Annotated in this window: 22 protein-coding genes; 20 read left to right on the top strand and 2 right to left on the bottom strand. The window is 66.5% G+C overall.

All coding sequences use genetic code 11. The annotated features are described in order from the left end of the window. Positions 1 to 52 precede the first annotated feature (52 nt). The 6 genes from VHK65_07580 to VHK65_07555 are packed head-to-tail and all read left to right on the top strand — an operon-like array spanning position 53 to position 4,886. Entirely contained in the window at positions 53 to 571 is a 519-nt protein-coding gene (locus VHK65_07580; GenBank protein HVS06013.1) for a thiamine pyrophosphate-binding protein, read from the top strand. After that, positions 568 to 1,182 (top strand): thiamine pyrophosphate-dependent enzyme, encoded by a 615-nt coding sequence (locus tag VHK65_07575; GenBank protein ID HVS06012.1) that lies wholly within the window; start codon positions 568 to 570, stop codon positions 1,180 to 1,182. Before VHK65_07580 ends, VHK65_07575 begins: the two co-directional genes overlap by 4 nt. Then, positions 1,163 to 1,948: a cyclase family protein gene (locus VHK65_07570; GenBank protein ID HVS06011.1), complete on the top strand. Its 786-nt coding sequence runs from the start codon at positions 1,163 to 1,165 to the stop codon at positions 1,946 to 1,948. Before VHK65_07575 ends, VHK65_07570 begins: the two co-directional genes overlap by 20 nt. After that, positions 1,906 to 3,180, top strand: a complete 1,275-nt coding sequence (locus VHK65_07565) for a GNAT family N-acetyltransferase (protein HVS06010.1) — start codon at positions 1,906 to 1,908, stop codon at positions 3,178 to 3,180. The genes VHK65_07570 and VHK65_07565 overlap by 43 nt, the downstream gene beginning before the upstream one ends. 27 nt (positions 3,181 to 3,207) lie before the next feature. Then, complete coding sequence (gene kynU, locus VHK65_07560) at positions 3,208 to 4,440, top strand: kynureninase (GenBank protein HVS06009.1); 1,233 nt, start codon at positions 3,208 to 3,210, stop codon at positions 4,438 to 4,440. Continuing rightward, the gene (locus VHK65_07555; protein HVS06008.1) at positions 4,440 to 4,886 is read left to right on the top strand and encodes a hypothetical protein; all 447 of its coding nucleotides are present in this window, start codon (positions 4,440 to 4,442) and stop codon (positions 4,884 to 4,886) included. The genes kynU and VHK65_07555 overlap by 1 nt, the downstream gene beginning before the upstream one ends. Here the strand turns inward: VHK65_07555 and VHK65_07550 are convergent. Next, on the bottom strand, positions 4,883 to 5,677 hold the full coding sequence (locus VHK65_07550; GenBank protein ID HVS06007.1) for a tryptophan 2,3-dioxygenase family protein: 795 nt from the start codon (positions 5,675 to 5,677) through the stop codon (positions 4,883 to 4,885). The genes VHK65_07555 and VHK65_07550 overlap by 4 nt on opposite strands. Positions 5,678 to 5,736: 59 nt before the next feature. Between VHK65_07550 and VHK65_07545 the strand changes: the two genes are divergently transcribed. From VHK65_07545 to VHK65_07485, 13 genes are read left to right on the top strand one after another with little or no spacing between them, the layout of a single operon-like run. Beyond that, on the top strand, positions 5,737 to 7,101 hold the full coding sequence (locus VHK65_07545) for an AMP-binding protein (GenBank protein ID HVS06006.1): 1,365 nt from the start codon (positions 5,737 to 5,739) through the stop codon (positions 7,099 to 7,101). Continuing rightward, positions 7,098 to 7,301, top strand: coding sequence for a hypothetical protein (locus VHK65_07540; GenBank protein ID HVS06005.1), 204 nt, complete (start codon positions 7,098 to 7,100; stop codon positions 7,299 to 7,301). The genes VHK65_07545 and VHK65_07540 overlap by 4 nt, the downstream gene beginning before the upstream one ends. A gap of 23 nt (positions 7,302 to 7,324) precedes the next feature. After that, entirely contained in the window at positions 7,325 to 8,227 is a 903-nt protein-coding gene (locus tag VHK65_07535) for a haloalkane dehalogenase (GenBank protein HVS06004.1), read from the top strand. A gap of 4 nt (positions 8,228 to 8,231) precedes the next feature. Continuing rightward, on the top strand, positions 8,232 to 9,608 hold the full coding sequence (gene hydA / locus VHK65_07530; GenBank protein HVS06003.1) for a dihydropyrimidinase: 1,377 nt from the start codon (positions 8,232 to 8,234) through the stop codon (positions 9,606 to 9,608). After that, positions 9,605 to 10,843 carry a Zn-dependent hydrolase gene (locus VHK65_07525; protein HVS06002.1) on the top strand — a complete coding sequence of 413 codons (1,239 nt, stop codon included), beginning with the start codon at positions 9,605 to 9,607 and terminating at the stop codon, positions 10,841 to 10,843. Before hydA ends, VHK65_07525 begins: the two co-directional genes overlap by 4 nt. A gap of 10 nt (positions 10,844 to 10,853) precedes the next feature. Continuing rightward, positions 10,854 to 11,732: an FAD binding domain-containing protein gene (locus VHK65_07520; protein HVS06001.1), complete on the top strand. Its 879-nt coding sequence runs from the start codon at positions 10,854 to 10,856 to the stop codon at positions 11,730 to 11,732. After that, on the top strand, positions 11,723 to 12,193 hold the full coding sequence (locus VHK65_07515) for a (2Fe-2S)-binding protein (protein ID HVS06000.1): 471 nt from the start codon (positions 11,723 to 11,725) through the stop codon (positions 12,191 to 12,193). Before VHK65_07520 ends, VHK65_07515 begins: the two co-directional genes overlap by 10 nt. Next, on the top strand, positions 12,190 to 13,503 hold the full coding sequence (locus VHK65_07510) for an 8-oxoguanine deaminase (protein HVS05999.1): 1,314 nt from the start codon (positions 12,190 to 12,192) through the stop codon (positions 13,501 to 13,503). Before VHK65_07515 ends, VHK65_07510 begins: the two co-directional genes overlap by 4 nt. After that, complete coding sequence (locus VHK65_07505) at positions 13,500 to 15,689, top strand: molybdopterin cofactor-binding domain-containing protein (GenBank protein HVS05998.1); 2,190 nt, start codon at positions 13,500 to 13,502, stop codon at positions 15,687 to 15,689. Before VHK65_07510 ends, VHK65_07505 begins: the two co-directional genes overlap by 4 nt. Next, positions 15,686 to 15,994 (top strand): hydroxyisourate hydrolase, encoded by a 309-nt coding sequence (locus tag VHK65_07500; protein HVS05997.1) that lies wholly within the window; start codon positions 15,686 to 15,688, stop codon positions 15,992 to 15,994. The genes VHK65_07505 and VHK65_07500 overlap by 4 nt, the downstream gene beginning before the upstream one ends. Then, positions 15,994 to 16,413 carry a 2-oxo-4-hydroxy-4-carboxy-5-ureidoimidazoline decarboxylase gene (locus VHK65_07495; protein HVS05996.1) on the top strand — a complete coding sequence of 140 codons (420 nt, stop codon included), beginning with the start codon at positions 15,994 to 15,996 and terminating at the stop codon, positions 16,411 to 16,413. The genes VHK65_07500 and VHK65_07495 overlap by 1 nt, the downstream gene beginning before the upstream one ends. Next, complete coding sequence (pucL, locus tag VHK65_07490) at positions 16,410 to 17,237, top strand: urate oxidase (protein HVS05995.1); 828 nt, start codon at positions 16,410 to 16,412, stop codon at positions 17,235 to 17,237. Before VHK65_07495 ends, pucL begins: the two co-directional genes overlap by 4 nt. Then, positions 17,230 to 17,637, top strand: a complete 408-nt coding sequence (locus VHK65_07485) for a DUF3830 family protein (GenBank protein ID HVS05994.1) — start codon at positions 17,230 to 17,232, stop codon at positions 17,635 to 17,637. Before pucL ends, VHK65_07485 begins: the two co-directional genes overlap by 8 nt. Here the strand turns inward: VHK65_07485 and VHK65_07480 are convergent. Then, entirely contained in the window at positions 17,610 to 18,644 is a 1,035-nt protein-coding gene (locus VHK65_07480) for an adenosine deaminase (protein HVS05993.1), read from the bottom strand. The two genes, VHK65_07485 and VHK65_07480, sit on opposite strands and share 28 nt — an antisense overlap. Between VHK65_07480 and VHK65_07475 the strand changes: the two genes are divergently transcribed. Next, complete coding sequence (locus VHK65_07475; GenBank protein ID HVS05992.1) at positions 18,583 to 19,200, top strand: cupredoxin family copper-binding protein; 618 nt, start codon at positions 18,583 to 18,585, stop codon at positions 19,198 to 19,200. The genes VHK65_07480 and VHK65_07475 overlap by 62 nt on opposite strands. Positions 19,201 to 19,219: the final 19 nt, after the last annotated feature.

Here is a 19,219-nt window from a genome sequence, read left to right as displayed (position 1 = left end):
GGGCCCCATTGTATGCGTAGAATCGGCCTCAGTTCCGAGGAGGGAGGGAGTCGTGCCGGTATCGGTGGCCAATTCGCAAGTGGTCTACGACGCCATGAAGGGCGTCGGCGTCACGCTGGTGAGCGCGCTCCCAGAGACGTGGCTCGTGCACCTGATCCGCATGGCGGATGACGATCCGGCGATGACGCTGGTGCGGCTCGCCAAGGAGGAAGAGGGCGTGGGCGTTTCCGCCGGCGCGCACTTTGCGGGCGTCAAATCGGCGATGCTGCTGCAGAACCACGGGTTCCTGCAGGCGATCAACGGCATCGTGGGGGTCTCCCTCCTCTACAAAATCCCGCTGCTGATGCTGATCACGGATCGTGGCAGCTTCGGTGAGAAGGATCCGTGGCAGACGGAGGGCGGCAAGTACACCCGGCCGGTCCTCGACGCGCTCCACATCGCGCACGACGACCTGGGCCGACCAGATGACGTGCTACCGAAGATTGCGCACGCGATGACGCTGGCGCATGCCTCGCTCTCGCCGGTGGCACTGCTCCTCCAGCGCAACCTGATGTGGCAGGAGCCGAAATGAAACGCCTGGACTGCCTCAAGGCCATCTATCCGCAGCTCGAGGACTGCGCCGTCGTCACCATCATGGGCGCGGTCGCGGCCGAGCTCTACTCACTGGGGCACCGCGCCAACTTCTTCTACCTCGAGCACGCGATGGGCCTCGCCTCCTCGATCGGGCTGGGCATCGCGCTCTCGCAGCCGGACCGCAAAGTGGTCGTGCTCGACGGCGACGGGTCGGTGCTGATGAACCTCGGCGGCCTGACGACGCTGGCGCGCTCCCGGCCGAACAACCTGGTGCACGTCATCTTCGACAACGAAACGCTCCTCTCGGTGGGCGGCGGCGCTCCTGGTGGCTACAAGTGGTTCACAACCGCGACCTCCGCGGGCACGGACCTGGCCGGCATTGCGAAGGCGGCCGGCTTTCCCAGGGCACAGCTGGTCCGCGAGCTGGAGGATTTCGAGGAAGCGGCACTCGACGCGATCAAAGGTGACCAGCTGACCTGCATCGTCGCCAAGGTCGAGGCCGAGATGCCCAAGAGCTTCTTGATAGACGTCCACATGCTCGAGAACCGGTTCGAATTTCCGCGGGCGCTGCAAGCAAAGGAAGGAATGAATGAGCACGCGAATCGATAGCCTGGCGTCCTTCGTCGAGGGCCTCATCTCCGGTTCGATCGACATCATCGATCTCACCCAGCCTCTGTCGGAGCGGACGCCGATGATCCAGCTTCCGCCGCCCTTCGCCAACACGCCGAATTGGAAGACGCACGAGATCAGCCGATACGACGAGAAAGGCCCGGCCTGGTACTGGAACTGGTTCGAGGGCGGTGAGCACGCCGGCACCCACTTCGACGCGCCGATCCACTGGGTCACCGGCAAAGACAAGGACGACGTCTCGCAAGTTCCGGTCAAGCGCCTGATCGGCCCGGCGGTCGTGATCGACAAGTCGAAGGAGGCACAGGCGAATCCCGACTACCTCTTGACGCTGAATGACATCCGAGCATTCGAGCGGCAGCATGGCGGGTTGCCCAAGGCCTCCTGGCTGCTCTACCGCACGGGTTGGGATGCCCGCGCCAATGACCAGAATGCCTTCCTCAACGCGAACGAGACCGGTCCCCATACCCCTGGCATCGATATCGAGCTGGCGCAGTGGCTGGCGAACGAAAGCCCATTCGTAGGCGTGGGCGTGGAAACGGTTGGCACCGACGCGGGCGCAGCCCATTCGTTCAACCCGCCGTTCCCCTGCCACCAGTTCTTGCTCGGCGCCAACAAGTACGGGCTGACGCAGCTGGCCAACCTGTCGAAGCTGCCGCCGACCGGCGCGGTGCTGGTGGTGGCCCCGCTCAAGCTGGTGAAAGGATCGGGCAGCCCCTGCCGGGCCCTGGCACTGGTTCAGCGATAAGCGCGCCGTCCGGTCTCGAGCTCCGGCCGGTCACGCTGGAGGAGCAGCGGGCGTACTCGACCCTGATGCGGCGCGCCTTTGGCGCGGCGCTCCCAACCGATGAGGAGCTGATGCTCTCCAGGGAGATCACCGAGTTCGACCGCACGCTGGCGTTCTTCGATGGCATGAACATGGTTGCCACCGCGGGAATCTTCTCCTATGAGATGACGGTTCCTGGAGGTGCGTTGACCTGCGGCGGCGTCACGCGTGTCAGCGTGCTCAGCACCTATCGCCGGCGCGGGCTGCTGACGGCCATGATGCGCCGCCAGCTCGGTGACATGCGAGAGCGGGGTGAGCCGCTCGCGGCACTGTATGCGTCGGAGGCGCCGATCTATGGGCGTTTTGGTTACGGCCTCGCGACCTACCAGGCCGCGGTGGAGATCGAGCGCCGCCACACTTCCTTTGCCAGGAAGGTCAGCACCAGCGGGCGCCTCTCGATGGTGGACGTCCCGACGGCGGTTGGCGCCTTCACCCGCGTCTGGGCGCTGGCCCGGCACAACCAACCGGGCATGCTCGGACTCGATGAACGCTGGATGCACAACATGCTGGCCGACCTCGACCTGGCCAGGGAAGGCGCCAGCCCACAGTATCGCGTGCTCCACCAGACCGACGGGAATCCGACGGGCTTCGCGATTTACCGAATCAAGCTGGAATGGGATGCGTCCGGCCCAAACGGGACGCTACGACTCGGGATGTTGATCGCGACAACGGCCGATGCCTACGCAGCGCTCTGGCGCCACGTGCTCGACGTGGACTTGATGGCGCGGGTCTCAGCGGAGATGCGCCCGGTGGACGAGCCCCTTCGATTCCTGCTGGCCGACTCGCGGCAGCCGAAGACCAGGATCGAAGATGGCGTGTGGTTGCGCCTGGTGGATGTCGCCGCCGCCCTAACTGGTCGCCGTTATTCCGCCGAGGGCCGCCTTGGGCTGCGCGTCCGCGATACGTTCTGTCCATGGAACGATGGGTCCTACGAGCTGGTCGGCGGGCCGGCTGGCGCCGAGTGCAAATCCACCGGCGGCACACTCGATCTCGAACTCGACGCTGCTGATCTCGCCGCTGTTTACCTTGGGGGCAATCGGTTTCGCGCGCTTTTCGAGGCCGGCCGCATTAATGAGCTCCGTCCGGGGGCCGTCGCCCGTGCCGACGGGATGTTCGCCACCGACCGCGCGCCCTGGTGTCCCAGCCACTTCTAGAGGTCGCCGAGGCGGGATAATCGCTCCGTGGACCGCGAGACCTGCTTGGCCTTCGATCGGCAGGACCCGCTTGCTTCCGTACGGGACGAGTTCGTCCTGCCAGAAGGCGTCATCTATCTCGATGGCAACTCGCTTGGGGCATTACCACGCCAGACCTTGCCCCGCATGACGCAGGTGATCGCCGAGGAATGGGGAAGCGGGCTGATCCGTAGCTGGAATGCCGCCAACTGGATCGAGGCCCCGGCGCGCATCGGAGACAAGATCGCCCGATTGATTGGCGCCAAAGCCGGCGAAGTGATCGTCGCCGACAGCACCTCGGTCAACCTGTTCAAGCTGCTGGCGGAGGCGCTGCGCGTTCAGCCGGGCCGCCATTTCATCCTGACGGAGGCATCGAATTTTCCCACCGACCTCTATGTCGCCCAGGGGTTGATCGACTTCCTCGGTGGCAACCACGCCCTGCGCGTGGTCGAGCGGAGCGAGATCGAGCAAGCGCTCGACGGCAGCGTCGCCGTCCTGATGCTCACCCACGTCGATTACGCCAGCGGAGAGATCCACGACATGCGCCATATCACCGCGGCCGCCCAAAAGGTGGGCACCCTGGTGCTCTGGGATCTTTCGCACAGCGCCGGTGCGGTGCCGATCGATCTGAATGCCGCCCAGGTCGACCTCGCGGTGGGCTGCGGTTACAAGTACTTGAACGGCGGCCCGGGTGCGCCGGCCTACCTCTTCGTCGCCAAGGGCCTGCAGGATGCGATTCAGTCGCCGCTCGCGGGCTGGATGGGGCACGCGGCGCCCTTTGCCTTCGAGCCAGAATATCGCCCGGCCGCCGGGATCACCCGGCAACTCGCGGGATCGCCGCCCATCCTGAGCATGCTGGCGTTAGAGGTGGCGGTCGACCTCTGGCTGCGGGTTGACCAGCAGGAGGCCCGGCGCAAGTCGATGGCGCTTGGCGACCTGTTCATCAAGCAGGTCGAAGAAACCTGCCGCGATCTCGGTGTCGAAGTGGCGTCGCCACGCGAAGCGAAGCTGCGCGGCTCGCAGGTTTCGCTGCGGCACAAGGAGGCCTACCGCGTGATGCGCGCCCTGATCGACCGCGGCGTAGTCGGTGATTTCCGCGCCCCGGACCTGATGCGGTTCGGCTTTGCCGCGCTGTACACGCGCTATGTCGACGTCTTCGACGCGGTGCGCTCCCTTCGTGAGGTGTTGACCTCGCGAGCCTGGAACCGGCCCGAGTACGCCAACCGCCTTCCCGTGACGTGATGACGGACAAGCAGGGCGATCGTCTCCTACGCGGCTACCTGAGCAGCCGGATCCTACTGGTTGCGATCGGCATCATCACACCGATCGGCATCCTCGTCGTCAACGGCGCGGCCTTTGTGATGCGAAACCTGGCGCAGTTCCGGGTCGGCATCGCTGTCTGCGCCTTGATCAGCTCGCTGGTGCTCAACGGCCTGACCGCTTCCTGGTTGCTGCGGTTGGCCGCCCGGCGATCGATCGCGATCTACCTCCAGCACCAGGAGTGGGCGACCATCATCGCCACGATCGTGGTCCTCGCCACCTCGATCGGCGCGGCCATCTTCACCTACATCGGGATGAGTAACCCGAGCCATCTCCCCGACACCCTGGCGGTGGTGACATCGTTGCTCGCGCTGCTGGTGCCGCTCGGTATCGCCTACTTCACCCGTCTTTTCGCCAACGGCCGCTAGAGTTGCGAACGGACCTCCCAGAGTTCGGGGAAGAAGCGCTTGCTCAGCGTCGATTGCAGGTACCGTACGCCGGTTGATCCACCGGTGCCGGGCTTGTCGCCAATCTGGCGAGAGACCATTTCGACATGACGCAGCCGCCAGAGCCGAAACCCTTCATCGTGGTCGAGCAGCGCTTCGGCCAGCTCAAGCAGGTCCGCGTTGCGGTCGCCCTGGCGATAGAGGTCGCTCACCGTGACGCCGCGGCGTTTCAGCAACGCAGAAAACACATCGTGGAGCGATGGTTCATCCAGGCGACGCTGTAGCCGGGCACGTGCATCTCCTTCCCCAGCGAGCGCCTTGATGTACCCAGCGTCCTTCAGTCCCGACAGGAACTCGATCTCGCGAAACTGGACGGACTGAAAACCGCTGGCCGGCGCCAGCTCGGAGCGAAAGGTCAGAAAGTCCTGGGGCGCCATCGTTTCCAGAACCGCGACCTGTTCCACGAGCAGGTCCTCGATCACCTTGACCCGGTTGAGGGAGTGCCTCGCGGCGCGCAGATCCTCGGTCTCGATGGCGCTGCGAACACTTTCGAGTTCGTCGATCACCACTTTGAACCAGAGCTCGTATGCCTGGTGGACCACGATGAAGAGCAACTCGTCGTGGGCCTCGGTCAACCCGCTCTGCAGGGCGAGAAGTTCCGGGATATGAAGATACGATTCGTAGCTCAGGCGGCGACCTGAGGCGTCCTGAAAGCCCATTCCGCCGAGACGGTAGGGAGCGCCTTCTTGCGTCGGTTTTCCGGCGGTGGCCAAGTCGGCTCCAGCTTATTCCAAAAAAGTGTTACAACGAGTCCGAAGAAAGGAGGGGATGCGTGCACGAATCACCCTACTGGAACCCCCGGCACGAGACCATGCCGCGCGACCAGATCGAGGCGTTGCAGGTCCGCAAACTCAAGAACCTGGTCGCCTGGACGGAGGCGCGCGTCCCCTGGCAGGCGAAGCGGCTCAAAGCCGCCGGCGTCACCGCGGAATCGATCAAGAGTCTCAAGGATCTCCGGCGGATTCCCATGATGACCCGCGACGAGTGGATGCAGGCACAGCTGGAAGACCCGCCCTATGGCCCGCTGCTCGCCGCCCCGCAGGAGGTCGCGATCCGCTACCACCTGACCTCGGGGACGACTGGCCGCATCCCGCTCCAGGTGCTCGACAGCATGAAGGACTGGGAATGGATCGCCGAGATGTGGTGCTACGGTTTCTGGGGCTTCGGCGTTCGGCCGCGCGATATCGTCTTCTTCGCCTTCAGCTACGGGACCTTCGTCGGCTTCTGGGGCGCCCACTATGCCTGCGAGAAGATCGGCTGCCTGGTGCTGCCGGGCGGCAACATGACGACCGAGGCGCGCGTCAAGCAGATCCTATCCATGAAGGCGACCGTGGTCTGTTCCACGCCGACCTACGCGCTGCGGATGGCGCAGGAGGCGAAAACGATGGGCGTCGACCTGGCCGCCAGCCCGGTCAAGCGCCTCATCCTCTCGGGGGAGCCGGCCGGGTCCATCCCGGCAACCAAACACCTGATCGAGGAGGAATGGGGGGCCAAAGCCGCCGACACCGCCGGCATGACCGAGGTGGGCACCATCATGATCTTCGAGTGCGAGAAGCAGCCCGGCGGCACCCACATCATCGAGGACCATTACATCGAGGAGGTCGTCGACCCTGAGACCGGTGAGCCCGTCGGCTACGGCGAGCTGGGTGAACGATTGATCACGTCTTTTGGCCGGGGGTTCATCCCGGTACTGCGTTATCGGACCCGCGATCTCGTCGTCAGGGTACCGGCCAGCGGCTGCACCTGTGGACGCACCTTCGATCTCTATGAGGGCGGCATTCGCGGTCGGGTCGACGACATGAAACTGGTTCGTGGGACCAACGTCTATCCCCGCGCGGTCGAGGCGATCGTCCGCGAGTACAAGGAGATCGACGAGTTCCGCATCCACCTCTACACCGCCGACGGTCGCCAGGACGAGATCGAAGTATTGGTCGAGATTCCGGAGCGGGAAGGCGTCAACGCCGACCGCATCGTGAGCGAGCTCGCCAAGTCGCTCTCGCAGGCGCATGAAGGTCTCCGCTTCGGCTGCAAGCGAGTCGAGAATGGCAGCCTGCCGCGCTTCGAGCTCAAGGCGAAACGGCTCCAGGATGACCGCATCGTCATCGGCACGGCCGGCGAGCGGAGGGTAACGGCATGAAGAACGCGATGGGTGTCGAGCTGAGCGAGTCCGAGCGCTCTTTGGTCGAGTGCTACCAGGGATTGGTCCGCGTGCTGAAGGACGGCAAAGACCTGGCTCCATTCGAACGCCGAAACGCCTTGAAGGCCGTGGCCGCGCTCTGGCAGGTCGTCAACGGCCTCGACCTCGACCCCGGCCAGCTGTACGAGATCGGCGCCTGAGCACGGCAGGCGACCAGCGGCGGGTGTCTGCGGCAGAGTTCTTCCGTGCGCCCGCCGAGCGCTTCGACAGTATCCTCGACTTTCCCTACCCACCGGAATTCCGTGAGTGGCAGGGGATGCGGCTCGCCCATATCGATGTTGGCCGGGGGCCGATCGTGGTGTTGCTGCACGGCGAGCCGACCTGGTCGTATCTCTGGCGGAAGGTTATCCCGCCAATCGTCGAAGCCGGTTTTCGTTGTATCGCGCCGGATCTTCCGGGTTTTGGCCGCTCCGACAAACCCGTGGATCCCACCTGGTACTCATACGCCAACCACACCGCGGCCCTGGTCTCGCTGATCGACGACCTCGACCTTCATGGGGTGACGCTGGTGATGCACGATTGGGGTGGACCGATCGGTTTACGGGTCGCGATGAACGAACGACCGGAGTCGGTGGACCGCCTGGTTCTGATGGACACTGGGGTGTTCACCGGCGAACAGCAGATGAGTGACGAATGGCTACGCTTTCGGGCCTTCGTCGCCGCGCGCCCCGACGTTCCAATCCGACCACTGATTCGAGGCGGCTGCAAGACGCCGCCCTCGGCCGAGGTGCTGGCTGCCTACGAGGCGCCCTTTCCAAACGAGGCTTCGAAGGCGGGGGCACGGCGTTTCCCAGAGCTGATCCCGCTAGAACCGGCGGCGCCTGGCGCGTCAGAAGGACGCGCCGTTATGCAGCGGCTGGTCCGCGACCAGCGCCCCGCCCTGGTGCTGTGGGCGGACGGCGACATGGTGCTGCCGCTGGAACCGGTTGGTCGTGCCTTCCAGCGATTGTTCCGGACGGCAGAAGACCTGACGGTGATTCGGGACGCCGGGCATTTCCTGCAAGAGGACCAGGGGGATCAGGTCGGTCGGGTGATCGCGGATTGGTTGTCTCGACAGCAACGCTGAGCCCATGCTGATTCGTGGCGGAACGGTGGTCACCGCCGACGGTGAGCGTACCGCCGATGTCCTCATTAGCGACGGGAAAGTCGCCGGAGTCCGCGAGGGCATCGCGGGCGACGCCGACGTCATCGACGCGACCGGCCTGCTCGTCTTGCCCGGCGTCGTCGACCCGCACACGCATCTACTGCTCGACACCGGGACGGCGCGTACCGCCGACGATTTCGAGAGCGGCTCGCGGTCGGCGGCGGCGGGGGGCGTCACCACCTTTCTCGATTTCGCCCCGCAGCAAGCGGGCCAGCGCTTTGCCCAGGCGCTCCAATCGCGACTCGACCTGATCGAGGCCCGTTCGCACATCGACTACGCGATCCACCTCAACATCGCGCATCTTCCACCGGGCTGGGAGCGCGACCTGGCCGGGCTGGTAGAGGCGGGGGTGACCAGCGCGAAGATCTACACGACCTACCGCGGCACGATCTTCTATGCCGACGACTGGACCTGGTACCGGCTGATGGAGCGGTCGGGTGAGGCCGGATTCCTGGTCCAGGTCCACGCGGAGAACGATGCCATCGTCGAAGGCAGGTCGCAACAACTGGTCGACGAGGGGAAACGATCGCTGAAATACCACGCCTTGGCTCGCCCGGGCATCGCCGAGGCCGAGGCGGTTGGTCGCGGCCTGCTCTTCAGCCGCGCGACCGGCAGCCCCGTGTATTTCGTGCACCTGTCGACGCCGCTGGCGGTCGACCTCATCAGCGACGCCCGCCGCAGCGGCGTGCAGGCGATCGCCGAAACCTGCCCCCATTACCTCGTGCTGGATGACTCCCGGTACGACCAGCCGGATGCGGCCCGCTACGTGATGACGCCGCCGCTTCGCGATCCCGAGAGCCAGGCACAACTCTGGGAGCGGCTCTCGCGCGGCGCGATCCAGACCATCGGCAGCGACCATTGCGGTTTCTCGCTGTCGCAGCGAGCCGGTATCGACGACTTCCGTGCGATCAGCCCGGGCATCCCTGGCGTCGAGACCTCGCTGCTGCTGCTGCACAGCTTCGGCGTGGTGCCGCAACGGCTCTCGCGCCCGGACATGGTCCGCCTGCTCAGCACTAACCCGGCGAAGATCTTTGGATTGTGGCCGCAAAAGGGGGATCTGCTACCCGGCTCCGACGCCGACCTCGTCCTCTTCGACCCACGGCCACGACGCGTCCTCTCCGCCTCGGAACTGCACAGCCGCGCGGGGTTTTCACCGTATGAAGGCCTGACCGTCACCGGCAAGGTGCGGACCACGATCTGTCGCGGTCAGGTGATCTACCGAGACGGCGCCATTGTTGGCGACCGCGGCTTCGGCCGTTTCCTGAAATGCCGGACGTTCGACCCGGAGATGGTGCCGCTTTGAGCGACATTAACGGCGACCGGCTGCTGGCCGACCTGCGGACGCTGGCCGGCATCGGCGGGCTTCCCGACGGTGGCGTCGACCGGCTCGCCTGGTCCGATCACGATCTGGCCGGACGGCGATGGTTCGCGGAACGCATGAGCCAGGCGGGGATCGAGCCACGCGTGGACGCCGCCCTGAACGTTTTCGGTCATATGCCGGGCACGACCGGACCCTGGTTACTCACCGGCTCCCACCTCGACAGCGTCCCCCACGGCGGCGGGCTCGACGGCGCGTATGGGGCCATCGCCGCGCTCGAAGTCCTTCGCACCCTTGCCGAATCTGGTGATCCGCTCGCGCAGGAGGTGGAGATCGTCGGTTTTGCCGACGAGGAGGGCGTTCGCTTCGAGATCGGCCTCATCGGCAGCCTGGCGCTGATCGGCGAGCTCGACGTCGAACGACTCCGTGAAGGGCTCGATTGGCAGGGCGTCCCTATCCGCGAGGTCCTGGCCACGGCCGGCCGCGACATCGACCGGATGCTCGAGGTCAAGGAGCACCTGACGTCGATCAAGGGATTCGTCGAACTGCACATCGAGCAGGGACCCCGGATGGAGGCGGACGGGATCGACCTCGCGGTGGTCACCGGCATCGTCGGCGTCCACCGCCAGCGGATCGAGATCCACGGCACGCAAAATCACGCGGGGACGACCCCGTTCCGGCTGCGCCATGACGCCGGGCGGGCTGCCGCGCGCGCCGCGTCTGAGCTGCGCGACCTCGTGCAGGGCGTCGACGTCGAGGCGGTGGCCAACATCGGATCGATGCGCTTCCACCCGGGAGGCGTCAACGTCATCCCCGGGCGCGCCCAGTTCACGCTCGAAGTCCGCCACCTCGATGAGCGTGTCCTGGGGGAAGCCGTCCGGGCGTTCGCGAGCCGGCTCGAACGTATCGGCGCCGAGGAGGGATGCCGCGTCGACGTGGAACTCTTGTCCTCGGTGCCGCCGGCGCCGATGGATGCCACCGTCATGGACGCACTTGGGCAGGCCTGCACCGAGCTGGGGCGGAAGTCGGCAAGGTTGTCGAGCGGCGCCGGGCACGACGCCGCGGTGCTCTCCCATCACGTTCCCAGCGGCATGCTGTTCGTCCCCAGCGTGGGTGGCGTCAGCCACTCGCCGCGGGAAACAACCTCCGACGAGCACCTGGTTCTGGGCGCGCGGGCGCTCCTTCGAGGAGTCCGGACGGTGGCGGCGCGGATAAAGTAGTCGCACCGCCATGGAGGTGCTGCTGCCCCACTCGCTCGATGAAGCGCTCGCGATGAAGGCCGAGCGCCCGGAGGCCGTCCCCCTCAACGGCGGGACCGACCTGATGGTCGACCTGAACTTTGGCCGCCTGCGCCCGCCGGCGATGCTCGACCTCAACCGGGTTGCCGAGCTGACCCAATGGCGGGAGGAGAGCGGCCATGTCTTCCTCGGTTCGGGCGTGACCTACGCGACCATCGTCAGGGAGATGCCGGCGTTCAAGCCGCTGATGCAGGCCTCGCGCTCTGTGGGTTCGCCGCAGATCCGCAACCGTGGCACCGTGGGTGGCAACCTTGGGACCGCCTCGCCCGCGGGGGATGCGCTCCCGGTGCTGGCGGCGTACGACGCTGAGGTGGTGCTGAAGAGCGGCCCCCGCGGCGAACGCTCACTACCCTGGAACCTCTTTCTCACCGGCCCGAAGAAGACCGCGATTGCGCCCGACGAGCTGATCATCGGCGCCCGCTGGCGACGGCTTCGCGGCCCGGGCAGCTTTTCCAAGATCGGCACACGCAACGCGATGGTCATCGCGGTGGCCGGCCTCTGCCTGGTCATCGACGAGGAGCGCCGGCGCGTCAACGTGGCGCTCGGCTCGGTCGGGCCAACCATCTTGCGCGCGACTCAGGCGGAAGAGCGCGTGGCCGCAGCACTCACGACCTCAGGGACGTGGGACGACCGGTCGGCACCGCTCAGCGAGCAATGGGCCGACGAATTCGCCGAGCTGGTCGCCGCCGCGGCGCAACCGCTCGACGACGTGCGCGGGACCGCCGCCTACCGGCGCCACGGGTGCCGCGTGCTGGCGCGGCGAGCGATCGGGTGGGCGCTCGCCGAACGGAGACTGCCGACGTGGTTGTGAGAACGCGCGTCAACGGCGACTGGCGGGAGGCCGAGGTCTGGCCAGGAACCAGCCTGCTGGTCTTCCTTCGAGAAGCGCTCGGTCTCTACGGCTCGAAGAACGCCTGCGAGCAGGGTGAGTGCGGATCGTGCTCGGTCTGGCTCGACGGCACGCTCGTCTGCAGCTGCCTCGTGCTGGCGGCCCAGGCGCACGAGCGCGAGGTGCGGACCGTCGAGAGCCTCATCGATGGCGACAAGCTCCATCCGATCCAGGAGGCGTTCCTCGAGGCGGGTGCGGTGCAGTGCGGCTTCTGCACGCCCGGCTTCGTGGTGGCCGTGGCCGACCTGCTGCAGCAAGACCCGGACCCCAGCCCGGTCACCGTGCGCGAGGCGCTGAGCGGAAATATCTGTCGCTGTACCGGGTACCAGAAGATCGTCGACGCGGTCGAGCTGGCGGCTGCCCGCCTGCGAGCCGGCGCATGATCCTGCTCGACGGTTGCCGGGTGGTCGTCACCATGGACGACGACGGCACGGAGCTGGAGAACGGCTCCGTCCTGATCGACGGGGGTGTCATCAGCTGGGTTGGCCAGGGACGCCCCCCAGTTCGGGACCAACCGGACGTCATCGACGGCCGCGGCCTGGTCGCACTGCCGGGGCTGATCAACACCCACCACCACCTCTACCAGACGCTCACGCGGGTCCATGCCCAGCAGGGCGGCTTGTTCGACTGGCTCCGCGAGCTCTACCCAATATGGGCGACGATCGACGCCGACTGGGAGCGCACCGCCGCCGAGGTCGGCCTCGCCGAGCTGGCGCTCAGCGGCTGCTCGACGACGACCGACCACCACTATGTCTTCCCTTCGGGCGTCATCGGCCTGCTCGAGGCCGAGATCGAAGTCGCGGAGCAGCTCGGCCTGCGATTCCACCCCTGCCGGGGATCGATGGACCTGGGCCAGTCGAGTGGCGGCCTACCCCCGGATCGGGTGGTCGAGGACATCGACACCATTCTTGCGGCGACCGATGAGGCGATCCAGCGCTTCCACGATCCTGCACCGGGCGCGATGCGGCGGATCGCGGTTGGACCGTGCTCTCCCTTCTCCGTTTCCGAGCGGCTGATGCGCGAGTCGGCGGCGCTCGCTCGGCGCCGCAACGTGCGCCTGCACACCCACATCGCCGAGACACTCGATGAGGAGGCGTACTGCCAGGCAACCTTCAAGCGCCGGCCGCTCGAGCTGCTCGAGGATCTCGGTTTCCTCGGCTCGGACGTCTGGCTCGCCCACTGCGTGCACGTCAACGACGTCGACATCGGCCGCATGGGAGCCACCGGGACCGCGGTCGCCTGGTGCCCCACCTCGAACATGCGGCTGGGATCGGGGTTCGCGCCGGCGAGAGAGATGCTCGATGCGGGGGTGGCGGTCGGCCTCGCGGTGGACGGCTCCGCCTCGAACGACAGCGGCAACATGCTGGGCGAGGTGCGGCAGGCGCTGCTGACCACCAGGGGACGCAAGGGGCCGGCGGCGATGACCGCGCGCGAGGCGTTGCGAGTGGCGACACGCGGCGGGGCGGCGTGCCTCGGCCGCGACGACGTCGGCTCGATCCAGGTCGGCAAGCGGGCCGATATCGCGCTCTTTCCGATCGATGGACTTCCGCATCGCGGTGCGGAAGCAGATCCAGTCGCGGCCCTCGTCTTCTGCAACCCGGGACCGGTGCAGCACCTCTTCGTCGAGGGACAGCCCGTGGTCCATGACGGACAGCTGGTGAACCTCAGCGAGGCCACCATGATTTGGGCATGAGTGTCAACCTCCGCCGCCAGGGCGGCGTTGGTCAGTCGGTCCGACGGGTCGACGGCGTCCCCAAGGTCAAGGGAGAGTTCGAGTACGCGAGCGACCTCCACCGCGACGGGATGCTCTGGGGCGCGACCCTTCGCAGCCCGCATCCACATGCCAGGATCGTTTCGATCGATACGTCGGCGGCCCTCGAGACGCCAGGCGTGAGCGCCGTGCTGACCCACGCCGACGTGCCCGGCAAGAAAACCTTCGGGCTGGATGTGCAGGACCAGCCCGTGCTGGCCGTGGATGTCGTTCGCTACGCCGGCGAGGCCGTGGCGATCCTTGCCGCCGAGGATCCGGAACTGGCGCGGGCCGCGCTGAAGAAGATCGCCGTCAACTACAAGGTCCTGACCCCCGTCACCGACATGGAGCGGGCACTCGAACCGACGGCGCCCTCCGTCCATCCCCAGGGCAACATCGTGCGGACCCTGACGATCGTCCACGGCGACCCCAACGCGCCGGCCGATGTCTGGGTCGAAGGCATGTACGAGACCGGGATGCAGGACCAGGCACCGCTTGGCCCGGAAGCGGGTCTCGCTGTTCCTGCCGCCGACGGCGGCGTCGACCTCTTCATCGCCACCCAGTGGCTCCACGCGGATCTCGAACAGCTGGCGCCCTGCCTCGATCTCTCACCTGAACGTGTGCGGCTGCACCTCTCCGGCGTGGGTGGCGCCTTCGGCGCGCGCGAGGATGTCAGCATGCAGATCCATGCCTGCCTGCTGGCGCTACGAACGAAGCGGCCAGTCAAGATGGCGTACGGCCGGCAGGAATCGTTTTTCGGGCACGTGCATCGGCATCCCTCACGGGTCTGGATGCGGCACGGCGCGACCCGAGACGGATCGCTGGTCAACGTCCAGGCTCGCCTGCTGGTCGACGGTGGCGCCTACACCTCGACGTCGCCAGCCGTCATCGGTAACGCCACGACCTTTGCGGCAGGGCCCTATGAGGTCCCGAACGCGCGGCTCGAGGGGACGGCGCTCTTCACCAACAACCCGCCATGCGGCGCGATGCGCGGCTTCGGCGCGGTGCAGGCGTGCTTTGCCTACGAGGCGCAGATGGACAAGCTGGCCGCGGCGCTCAACCTCGATCCGATCGAGCTCCGCCTCAAGAACGCGGTGCACTCCGGTTCGGTGCTGCCGACCGGTCAGCCAATTGCCGGCGTAGCCCCGGTGCGCGAGTGCCTTCAGCGGTTACAACAGCTCCCTTTTCCGCCCGAGGAGTCGGCACTCGACCGGGACCCGATGCTTCTGCCCGGGGGCGCCGGCAACGTCGGCCACGGTGAAGCGCTGAAACGCGGGGTCGGGGTTGCCGTCGGCTACAAGAACCTCGGCTACAGCGAGGGCTTCGACGATTCCTCTGAGGCATGGGTCCGCGTCTCGATCGACAAGGAGGGCCCCATCGCCGAAGTGAAGTCGGCCGCGGTCGAGGTCGGCCAGGGGCTGGATACGATCGTGACGCAAATCGTCCGCACGGAGCTCGGCATCGATCGCGTCGTCCTCCGCCGGCCTGACACGGCGATCGGATCCGCCGGCTCCAGCTCGGCCTCCCGGCAGACGATGATGACCGGCGGGGCCGTCCAGCTTGCCTGCCAGGCGGTGCATGCGGCGATCGAGCGGAACGGCGGGCTGCAGGCCTTGCGTCGACCGGTCGAGGCGACCCGCGTCTTTCATCACCGGCCGACCGGCAAGCTCGATGCGAACGGGCAGGGCGATCCGCACGTAACCTTCGCGTTCGGGGCGGCGCGCGCCGTGGTCGAGGTTGATGTGGAGCTGGGCCTGGTTCGCGTCGTGCAGCTCGCGGTGGCGCAGGACGTCGGTCGCGCGCTCAATCCGCAGAGCGTCCTCGGCCAGATCGAGGGCGGCGCGGCGCAGGGCCTGGGGCTGGCATTGATGGAGGAGGTCGCGCTGGTCGACGGCCAGGTGAAGAATGCGTCGTTCACCGACTACCTCATCCCTACGATCCTCGATATGCCGCCCGTGGTTTCGGAAATCGTCGAGGAGCCCGAGCCGGGCCTGCCCTACGGGGCCAAGGGTGTCGGCGAGCCCTCGACGGTCGTCGTCCCCGCGGCGGTGGTCGCCGCCCTGCGCCACGCCACCGGCCGCGAGCTGCGCCGCGCGCCAGTCAAGCCCGATGACCTGGTGGGGTTGTGAGCGCGCTGGCGACGGTATCCACCCACGTCCTCGACGTCGCCTCGGGACAGCCGGCCGCGGGCGTCCGCGTGACGCTGGGTACGCGCTCGCTCACCACCGATAGCGAGGGACGGATCGCCGACCTGAGTGGCGGCGGGATCAATCCCGGGTCATACCGGTTGCTGGTTGAGGTCGGCGCCTACTGGGGCGCCACCCCGCACCTTTTCGAGACGATCGCCCTCGAGCTCCAGCTCAGCGAAGGGCGACACTACCACGTGCCGCTGCTGATCGCACCCTACTCCTGCACGACCTACCGCGGGACGTGATGACGACGATCGAGGAAGCCCTCGAAGGGTCGACGCCACTGGCCGAGAAAGTTCGTGCCGGCGGCCCCTATCACTCGACAGCGGAGGTGATTGCAGGGATGCGCGCCATCGTGCCGACGCTGACCGAGGCGGAAAAAGTGGCAACGCTCAATGCCCATCCACGGATCGGCGCGGACCCGCGCCACCTCTCGCACCGTTCGCTCCAGGAGCAGGGTGCCAGTTCGGTCCCAGAGCTAGACCGACTCAACGCGGATTACGAGCGGCGCTTCGGGTTCCGCTTCGTCGTCTTCGTCAATCGCCGCCCGAAGGGTCAGATCGTCGACGTGCTGCAGGAGCGTCTGCACCGATCGCGCGAGGAAGAGATGGAGGAGGGCCTGCGCGCCATCGTGGCCATCGCCGAGGACCGGTTGCGCTCGTGAAAGCCGACATCCGCTACGGCAAGCACAACGTTTCCTTCTACCGGACGCACCAGGTCCGTGGGCTGCTGGCCGGCCGGGTCAGCATCGACGTCTTCGGCGACAATTTCCTGCCGGCCTACACCGAGGGCGATAACCGCGAGGTGGTCGCGACCGACACCATGAAGAACTTCGTGTATGCCATGGCGCTCGAGTACCCGGGCGCGACCCACGAGGGCTTCGCCGCCTTCCTCGGCCGCCGCCTCCTTACGACCTATCCGCAGATGCAATGGCTGCGCCTCTTCGTCCAGGAGATTCCTTTTGCCAAACACAGCCCGAAACTGCTGAGCCCACTGGAGGATGATTACGGGTCAGTGGAGCTGGAAATCGGACGAGACGGGCTGCGTGCGCTCCGCTGCGGCCGGCGCAACCTCCGGCTGGTCAAGCTGACGGGCAGCGCCTTCAAGGATTTTGCTCGCGACGCCTACACGACCTTGCCGGAAGTCGCGGACCGGCCGCTCTTCATCTACCTCGATGTGCACTGGCGCTACGGCCGCGCCGAAGACGGCGTCATGGACGGCCCCGCCCACATCGCCTCGGAGGCAGTGCGCGATGCGGTGACCGCGACCTTCGATGGGTTCGTCAGCATGTCGATCCAGCACCTGGTGCACGAAATGGGGATTCGCCTCCTCGACCAATTCAGCGGGATGGCCGAGGTCACCTTCGAGGCGCAGAACCGCCTTTGGGACACCTCGAAGGTCTCCGAGGCGGACCCCGCGACTCGAGTCTTCAGCGATCCAAAGCCCGCGCACGGCTTTATCGGACTTACCCTTAGGCGCGATGCTTGAGATCACCGTCGGCTCCCTGCGGTTCACGGCGCGCTGGGAGACTGACGCCGCGCCCAAGACGTGTGCCGCCTTCCGGCGCCTGTTGCCGCTGCGCGCCCAGCTGGTACAGGCGCGTTGGAGCGGCGAGTCGGCGTGGATTCCACTGGGAGACCTGCAGACCGGGCTGGTCTACGAACACCACACCAGCTATCCCGCCGCGGGACAGCTGCTTCTGTATCCCGGCGGGATCAGCGAGACCGAGGTCCTCTTCCCCTACGGTTCGACCAGCTTCGCTAGCAAGGCGGGACCCCTTGCTGGCAACCACTTCGCGACCATCGAGACAGGGCGCGAACTGCTCGCCGAACTCGGCCGGCGCGTTCTCTACGAGGGCGCTCAGGAGATCGTCTTCACCGAGGGCTGAGCGGCGAACCGATCGACCTCGTCGAGGTAGGGGCGTCGCTCATCCTCTTTGAGAAATGACGCAACGAACGAATTCCTCGCCAACGTCAGCTGCTGTTCGCGGCTGAGACCAAGGGCCACAACGGAGGCCGCGAGGTTGTCCGCCACGTAGCCGCCGAAATAGGCGGGGTCATCGGAATTGACTGTCACCAGCAAACCACGGTCCAGTAGCCGCTTGAGATTGTGGGCCCTCAAGTTCGGAAAGACCCGTAGCTTCACATTGGAGAGCGGGCAAACCGTCAGCGGAATCTGCTCCTCGACCAGGCGGCCGACCAATCGGTCGTCCTCGACACATCGCACCCCGTGGTCGATCCGTCGCGCCTTCAGGACGTCGAGCGCCTCCCACACGTACGCCGGCGGTCCTTCCTCGCCCGCGTGCGCGACCGCCAGCAGGCCGGCCTCGCGAGCGCGGTCATAAACATCCTTGAATTTCGCGGGTGGATGGTCGACCTCCGACGAGTCGAGACCAACGGCCAGGATCCATTCGCGGTAGGGCAGCGCCGCGTTCAGCGTTTCCATCGCCGCCGCGGCGCTCAGGTGCCGCAGGAAGCAGAGGATCATCCCGCTCGTGAGGTTGAGCCGAGCGCGGCTGTCCTGCAGCGCGCGATGGATGCCGGTGATCACCGTTTCGAACGGCACGCCTCGATCGGTGTGGGTTTGCGGATCGAAGAAGATCTCGGCATGGCGCACGCCCTGGGTGGCCGCCCGCTGGAGGTAGGCCCAGGTCAGGTCGTAGAAATCCTGCTCCGTCAGGAGGACGCGGCAGCCCGCGTAATAGATGTCCAGAAACGATTGGAGGTCGCTGAAGACGTAGGCGCGGCGGACCTCCTGCACCGAGGCGTAGGGCAGCTGAATACCGTTGCGCCGCGCCAACTCGAGCATCAGCTCCGGTTCGAGCGTGCCTTCGATGTGCAGGTGCAGCTCGGCCTTGGGCAACTCTCTGGCGAAGGTCACGAGGTCGCCAGCCATTTCCCCGCATCATACGGTCGTAACGTCCGCGGGTATCAACCTCCAACTGATTTTCTCGACGGAGGCGCCCATGGAACCAAAGCTATTGGCAATCGTCGCGGTATGCGTGCTCACAGCCTGCGGCACGCAGGCGACGAGCCAATCTTCTCCGCCACCATCTCTATCCGCGGCAGCCGCGAGCTCAACGCCGTCGCCGACCGCTTCGCCGACACCCGTCGACACGCCGGCGCCGACGCCGCAGCCGGTGGTTTCAACACCGCGGCCGACGCCGGCTCCAACGCCGCGACCGACAGCGCCTCCGATGATGGCCGCTGTGGTCAACATCATGAGTTTCGCGTTCACACCGTCCAGCCTCAGCGTCCGTGCGGGAACCCGCGTCACGTTCATGAATCGTGATGTGGTCACCCACACTGTCACCGCAAACGGCGGCCTCTTCAATTCGGGAGATCTGGCACCGGGTCGGAGTTTCGCCTTCACGTTCATGGCCAGGGGCAGCTTCGCGTACCACTGCCGGATCCATCCGAGCATGACCGGAACGATCATCGTGACCGTCTAGTCACCGGGACGCCTCGATC

The organism is Candidatus Dormiibacterota bacterium, assembly GCA_035544955.1.
GTDB lineage: Bacteria > Chloroflexota > Dormibacteria > CF-121 > CF-121 > CF-13.
Note: the sequence above shows the minus strand (reverse complement) of the source record. Positions and strands in the feature narration are given on the sequence as shown.